The organism is Aeromonas sp. HMWF015, assembly GCF_963878965.1.
GTDB classification, from domain to species: Bacteria; Pseudomonadota; Gammaproteobacteria; order Enterobacterales; family Aeromonadaceae; genus Aeromonas; species Aeromonas veronii.
The window spans coordinates 29,025-35,815 of record NZ_CAWNZT010000168.1 but is presented as its reverse complement, the minus strand read 5'-3'; the positions used below and the strand labels follow the sequence as shown (position 1 = coordinate 35,815).

Here is a 6,791-nt window from a genome sequence, read left to right as displayed (position 1 = left end):
ACACAATACCTTCCATTTTGGATATGACAATAAAAGTCTTTATATATCTTATAGTTAGTCGAAAACGACCATCTCTTATAGCAAAGCAATCCGCACTCAATACCTGTAAAAAATGACAGCCGTCACATCTTCCAAATCTGGTTAATCATCCATACGAATCTCCCACCACAAGGAAGTGTGAAATGCGTAAAAACAGCCTGCCCATCATCATGTTGCTGTCAGCCCTCCCGTTGTTCACCCAACCCTCACAGGCCGCAGACAAGGTCGTGCCCAAGCAGGCCACCACGGTTGCAGCCAAGCAGGAGAGCGGCAAAGTGGATATCAATACGGCCACCCTTGCCGAACTCACCAGCCTGAAAGGGATTGGCGACAAGAAGGCACAAGCCATCGTCGACTATCGGGAAAAACAGGGAAAGTTCACCTCGGTCGATCAGCTGGCAGATGTCAATGGCATTGGCCCGGCAACGCTGGAAGCCAACCGTGACATGATCATCGTCAAATAACGTCCGAGCTCTGCATATACGAATGGGGTAGCCTGTGGCTGCCCCATTTTTCTTGGAGTATCATGGCCGCACTTTAATCCCGCTGGATAGTTTTCCATGAAAAAGACTCCTCTGACAGTTCGCAAGGCCGTGCTCCCGGTAGCCGGTCTGGGTACCCGTATGCTGCCAGCCACCAAGGCCATCCCGAAAGAGATGCTGCCGGTGGTCGACAAACCGCTGATCCAGTACGTAGTGCGCGAAGCCATCGCCGCCGGTATCAAAGAGATCGTACTGGTCACCCACTCGAGCAAAAACTCCATCGAAAACCACTTCGACAAGAGTTTCGAACTGGAAGCGACCCTCGAGAAGCGAGTCAAGCGTCAGCTGCTGGAAGAGGTACAACAGATCTGCCCGAAAGACGTCACTATCATGCACGTCCGTCAGGGTGAGGCCAAAGGGCTGGGCCACGCGGTGCTCTGCGCCCGCCCGCTGATCGGTGACAACCCGTTTGCCGTGCTGCTGCCTGATGTACTGATTGATGAAGTGGCCAGCGACCCGAAAAAAGACAACCTGGCCGAGATGGTGCACATGTTCGAAGAGAACCAGATCAGCCAGATCATGGTGGAGGCGGTTCCCGAGAGCGAAGTGGACAAGTACGGCATCGCCGACATCAAGGGCGAGGCCCTGAGCGAGGGGATGTCCCTGCCGATGCAGGCCATTGTCGAGAAGCCGCCCCGTGACGAAGCCCCCTCCAATCTGGCGGTGGTGGGTCGTTACGTCCTCTCCTCCAATATCTGGCCGCTGCTGGAGAAGACACCGGCCGGTGCCGGTGACGAGATCCAGCTGACTGACGCCATCGCCATGCTGATGGAGCAGGAGCAAGTCAACGCCTACTTCATGAAGGGCAAGAGCCACGATTGCGGCAGCAAGCTGGGCTACATGAAAGCCAATGTGGAATATGGTGTGCGCCATCACGAGCTGAATGGTGAATTCATCGGCTGGCTGAAGCAGTTCGTCAAGCAGTTGTAATCGCTGATAAATCTGTTTTTTATAGAGGTATTCAAGGGGCATCAAATGATGCTCCCTTTTCATTTTTGCAACAAAAAATCAATCAAGAGTAAATAAACTCTCAGCAAATCATAATGTTGTAATTTATTCACACATGCTCTATAAGGATTGAGGCGTGTTTCTCGCCCTTGCATAAAAAACTCAAAAAAATATAAGACACAGGTGGAAGTTCCAATGAATAACCCGTCAAAAGGGACCTTTTTAGGTCACCCTAAAGGGCTTTTTTTGCTCTTTAGTACCGAACTGTGGGAGAGATTCTCCTATTACGGCATGCGTGCCGTACTGGTGCTCTATCTGACCGACCTGACTGCCAACGGCGGTCTGGGCTGGAGTCAGGCAGATGCCCTCAAACTCTACGGTATCTATACCGGTCTGGTTTATATCACTCCGCTGATCGGCGGCTGGCTGGCTGACACCTTCCTGGGTCAACGTCGTGCCATCCTGATCGGTGCCGTGCTGATGGCCGCAGGTCAGTTCACTCTGGCACTGCCCCACGCCATGTTCCCGGATATGGTCAACACCATGTTCTACGCGGGCCTCGCGCTGCTGATCGTGGGTAATGGCCTGTTCAAACCGAACATCTCCACCATGGTGGGTGACCTCTATGAAGAGGGCGATCACCGCCGTGATGGTGCTTTCACCATCTTCTACATGGGTATCAACCTGGGTTCCCTGCTGGCAGGTGTGATCTGTGGTGCTGCAGCTACGGCCTACGGCTGGCAAGCTGCCTTCGTCGGCGCCGGTATCGGTATGCTGCTCTCTCTGGTGATCCAGGCCACCATGGCCCAGCGTTTCCTGGGTGACATCGGTCGCGTCACTGCCGCCCAGCGCGCAGCCGCCCTGCGTACTACCGAGCAGAAAGCACCGCTGACCAAGCAGGAAGTGGATCGCATCAAGGTTATCCTGGTACTGGGTCTGTTCACCATCATCTTCTGGGCCGGTTTCGAGCAGGCCGGTGGTCTGATGAACCTCTACACCCAGGAGTATACCGACCGCATGATCGGCAGCTTCGAAGTGCCGACCGCCTGGTTCCAGTCCCTGAACCCCTTCTTCATCATCACTCTGGCACCGGTCGTTGCGGCCATCTGGATCAAGCTCGGCAAGAAAGAGCCGAACTCTCCGGTGAAATTCGCCATGGGTCTGCTGTTCCTGGCTATCGGCTTCCTGTTCATGGTCGGTGCCGTGCTGCAGCAGGGTGGTGACAACACCGTCAAGACCTCCATGTTCTGGCTAGTAGGTGCTTACCTGTTCCACACCCTGGGCGAGCTCTGCCTCTCCCCGATTGGCCTCTCCATGGTGACCAAACTGGCTCCGCTGCGTCTGGCTTCCCTGATGATGGGTGCCTGGTTTGGCTTCGTTGCCCTGGCCAACTACGCTGCGGGCTTTATCGGCTCCTTCGTGGGTGAAGCAGGCCCGATCGCCATCTTCGGTGGCATCGCCCTGGCGGCGGTACTGAGCGCCCTGATCCTGCTGACCATGGCCAACCGCCTGGTTTACTGGATGCACGGTGCCGAAGGCCCGGCCAAAGAGCCGCAAGCTCAAGAGAAGAAACTGCAATCCGCCACCGTCTAAACAGTCAGGATTGTAAACAACAAACAGGGCGCCCATCGGCGCCCTGTTTGTTTTAGCCTGTTTATCAGGCGGCATCAGTGATGACGAACCTGCACATCCAGCGAGCCGCCGCTGTCGCTGCGAAACTGCAGGGCGAACGGTTCATGCCAGCTGCGTTTGTGCAGGGCGTAGTGGCTGCTGCGCATCAGACCAAGGGGCAGGCCGCCAGAGCGCATCAGCCAGTGGGGAGAGGTGAGCCCTGCGTTGGCAAACACCAACCCATCATGCTGATCAAACAGTAGCGCCGCCATGGCAAAAGAGTGACGAAGCCCGGACGCCATCAACTGATGGTTGAGGTAGTCGAGCAACCGGTGCGGCTGGCTCAGCAACCGGCTCTCGTTCTGCTGAAACTGGCGGTAGGGGACGTTCATCAAGGATCGCACCAGTGCCCCACAAAATGCCGCATCCGTCCCCATGATCGGCAGTTCCATCACCAGCACCAGCAACTTGTCTTCCACCTTGAAGGTATCGGGAATAAACAACTGCCCCAGCCCCTTGAACGTGACCTGCCAGGGGCCCCACTCCTGCAAGCCCGGCGGCTTGAGCCCCGCCAGCAGGCGGCTGGCCGCCTTGTCGTGGGCACTGAAATAGTCGATGTGATCCATCAGTTCCAGTTGCGGCGCCCGGTTGACGCTGCCGTTGAGACACTGTTCAATGCTGCGCTCTACCAGCGCGTAATCCTCAAGGGGTTTGATCAGATAGTCCCGCGCACCGGCACGCAAGGCGCTGGCGACCGCCTCCATGGTGCTCTGGGCCGAAATGACGATAACAGGAATATGGGGATAGCGCGCAGAGAGGCAGGCGATCACCTCGTGGCCATCCATATTGGGCATATTGAGATCGCAGAGCACCACATCGGGATGGTAGAGGGCCGCCGCCGATAGCCCCTCAATACCATCTTCGGCCTGAAACACCGTTGCCCCGTCCCGTGCGAGGTAACTCACTAGCGAGTGGCGAAAAACGGCTTCGTCCTCCACCACCAGGATCCGTAGCCCGGCTCTTAACATCTTGATAAAGCTCTTATTAGTCAATTGGTTATTTAGGTATTAAGACTAGTTCAAAAGTGAGGTATCCGCGGAAACGATGCGTCAAAAATAGACCTTGGTCAGGTTCTGAGCGACAGATTGCTCTATTAACAACCACATAGCAGCACAACCTCTCCCCACAATGTCGCTACCTCCATGCGAATTGTGCAAGCCCCTGCCATAGGGGATAATGGCCACCACACAAGCGCATAAAGAAGACCATGACTCCAGCCGAATACAGTGCCCTTGCCCACCCAAGATTGTCCCATCCGGCTCGCAGTCTCTATACCCTGCAGCTGCGCCGACTGGTGCTGGAAAATCAGGTTTCCCGGCTCAACTATCCCGAGCTGGGTCGGGCACTGGCGGTGGTCGATCCGGGCGATCCCTGCGGCTTCTCGTTTCAGGTCAATGCCCGCCAGCTCACCGAGCTGTTCGATGAACTGATGGAGGCGGGCCTGCTGCAAGTCGAAGCTCAACCGGAGAGTGAGCACTATCATCAGTGCCCGTTCCAGTTGCCGCTGCTGACCCAGAAATTGCGCAGCCCGCTGCCGGAGCGCCCCTTCCAGATGCACCTGCAATGGCGACCGGACGAAGAGCTGCCCGCCCTCGCCCGTCTGTGCGGGGTGATCGATGCCAGCTATAGCGAAGAAGATCTGGGGGAGTTTATCGCCTACTGGCTGGGGCGCCCCGAGGTGTTCGACTCCCAGCATCAATGGATGCTCAAGTTCATTCGCGCCCTCAAGACCCGCCGCTATACCCGTCGCAAACCGATGGAGGTGCAGGGCTACCAGCAGGTGACGCCGGCCCCGGCAGAGTCGGGCCCCAGCAAACGGGCCCAACAGATGATTGAAGAGGCCAAGCGACTGGCCCAACAGCAGACGCAAGAACCCGCAGCGCAGCAGGAGCCGGATAATGATTGATAGCGGCCCCCGCCTGCAGGCAGAATCAACCCCTTGTCTACCCATCCCTGATCGAGCAGAAGGAGCATTCCATGACTGACCCGCAAGATCCCCTGCGCCAGGAGCTGGAAGAGATCGAAGCCAAGCGCCAGAAGATCGCCAAGGCCAAGCAGGATCACCGCATTCACGACCCGGAATTGAGCCGCCATGTGGGTGGCCTGCTGGAGCGCATTCGTCGCCTGCAACAAGAGACCGGTGGCGGCCAGTATGACTACGAGACCCTGCGCAAGGAGTACGACGCCAAGGCCAACGCCGAGGTGCGCGAGCTGCAGAAGGCGGCCCGTCAGGAGCGGATCCAGAAGCTGATCGCCCAGGCCGACCTCAACCCTGACTGGGTATTTGACAAGATGGATGCCGGTGACCCGGCGCTGCAATACCCCATCGAAACAGCCCGTTACTTTATCAGCGGCTTCGAGCACTGGGAGAAGAGCGGTGGCGGCTGCATGCTGATCTACGGCGACTACGGCACCGGCAAGTCAACGCTGGCGGGAGCGGTGGCGCATGAGCTGATCGCCCGTCACCAGAAATCGGTGATCTTCCAGCAGTGGGCCTCCATCGTCGATCGGCTGTTCTTCAACGTGATCCCCGACCAGGATGAGCGCAACCAGTACCGCCGCGCACTGGAAGAGGTGGATCTGCTGATCATCGACGAGGTATCGGCCAACCGCGCCAAAATGGCGGAGAGCCAGTCCAGCTTCCTCGGCCACCTGCTGCGCCGCCGTCGCAACCTGTCAAAGAGCGTCATCATCATCACCAACCACACACCACAGACCCTGCATCAGGCGATCGGTGATTTCAGCTATGAGGCGATCAAGGCGTTCAATCCGGTGGATATCCACCTGAGCGGCCCCAGCCGTCGCCCCAGCATCGGCAACTACAACGGCTGATGCATCTCAAAGAGTGCGAGTCGCTGACGGCTCGCACTCTCTCCTCCCTGCCAGCTCACAAATAGAAACAACTCTCATTTACAGCAGACGAACAAGCCACTAGGCTAGCCCCTTTTGCCAAGGGAGCTCATCTATGCCAACCACACTGATTTTCGGAGCCAGCCGCGGGCTGGGCCGCGCCTTTACTCATCACGCCCTGAGCCAGGGTCACCGGGTCGTTGCGCTGGTACGCAGCCCCGAGATGGCTACGGAACTGGAGACGCTGGGAGTTGAGGTGATCGAGGGGGATGCGCTGGATCCGGCTGCGGTGCAGCAGGCATGTGCCCGTGCGGGGCAAGATGCACAGGTCGTCTCTACCCTCGGCAGCTTCCGTCAAGCCGCGCCGGTGGACTATCAGGGCAACCGCCATGTAATCGATGCCATGGAGCAGGCAGGCCTGAAACGGCTGCTGCTAGTCACCTCCCTCGGCTGTGGCGACTGCTGGCAGTATCTGCCGGAGCGGGCCCGCGCCGCCTTCGGTCACGAGGTACGTCTCAAGAGTCTGGCGGAGAGCTGGCTGCAGACCAGCGCCCTCGCATGGACCATTCTGCGCCCGGCGGGCCTGCAGGATGGCGACGCCACCGGCCGCGCCGAGCTCAGTCAGGGCAAGGAGGTACACGGACTGGTACGCCGCGCCGATGTGGCCACCCAAGGGCTGCGCCTGCTGGCGGATGATGCGGCGGTGGGGCAGATCTACGCCATCGGCGATCCCGAACTCCA

The 6,791-nt window shown here is 58.1% G+C and carries 7 protein-coding genes; 6 read left to right on the top strand and 1 reads right to left on the bottom strand.

The features are described from left to right. Window positions 1-182: 182 nt before the first annotated feature. From AACS18_RS08770 to AACS18_RS08760, 3 genes are all read left to right on the top strand, one after another. Window positions 183-503, top strand: coding sequence for a ComEA family DNA-binding protein (locus tag AACS18_RS08770; RefSeq protein WP_108614138.1), 321 nt, complete (start codon window positions 183-185; stop codon window positions 501-503). Window positions 504-599: 96 nt separating this feature from the next. Then, a complete protein-coding gene (galU, locus tag AACS18_RS08765; protein WP_005339121.1) occupies window positions 600-1,511 on the top strand; it encodes a UTP--glucose-1-phosphate uridylyltransferase GalU in 912 nt (303 codons plus the stop codon). Window positions 1,512-1,724: 213 nt separating this feature from the next. Continuing rightward, on the top strand, window positions 1,725-3,122 hold the full coding sequence (locus AACS18_RS08760; protein ID WP_021231963.1) for a peptide MFS transporter: 1,398 nt from the start codon (window positions 1,725-1,727) through the stop codon (window positions 3,120-3,122). Window positions 3,123-3,196: 74 nt separating this feature from the next. Here AACS18_RS08760 and AACS18_RS08755 read toward each other — a convergent pair whose 3' ends face one another. After that, a complete protein-coding gene (locus AACS18_RS08755) occupies window positions 3,197-4,168 on the bottom strand; it encodes a response regulator (protein ID WP_108614137.1) in 972 nt (323 codons plus the stop codon). Window positions 4,169-4,407: 239 nt separating this feature from the next. On the opposite strand from AACS18_RS08755, the gene AACS18_RS08750 reads away from it, so the two are divergent. The 3 genes from AACS18_RS08750 to AACS18_RS08740 all read left to right on the top strand — a co-directional run. Further along, a complete protein-coding gene (locus AACS18_RS08750; protein WP_108614136.1) occupies window positions 4,408-5,106 on the top strand; it encodes a DnaT-like ssDNA-binding domain-containing protein in 699 nt (232 codons plus the stop codon). A gap of 71 nt (window positions 5,107-5,177) precedes the next feature. Continuing rightward, window positions 5,178-6,032, top strand: coding sequence for a DnaA ATPase domain-containing protein (locus AACS18_RS08745; protein ID WP_005341142.1), 855 nt, complete (start codon window positions 5,178-5,180; stop codon window positions 6,030-6,032). 133 nt (window positions 6,033-6,165) lie between these two features. Beyond that, a partial coding sequence (locus AACS18_RS08740; protein ID WP_108614140.1) for an SDR family oxidoreductase occupies window positions 6,166-6,791 on the top strand: 626 nt, incomplete at its 3' end.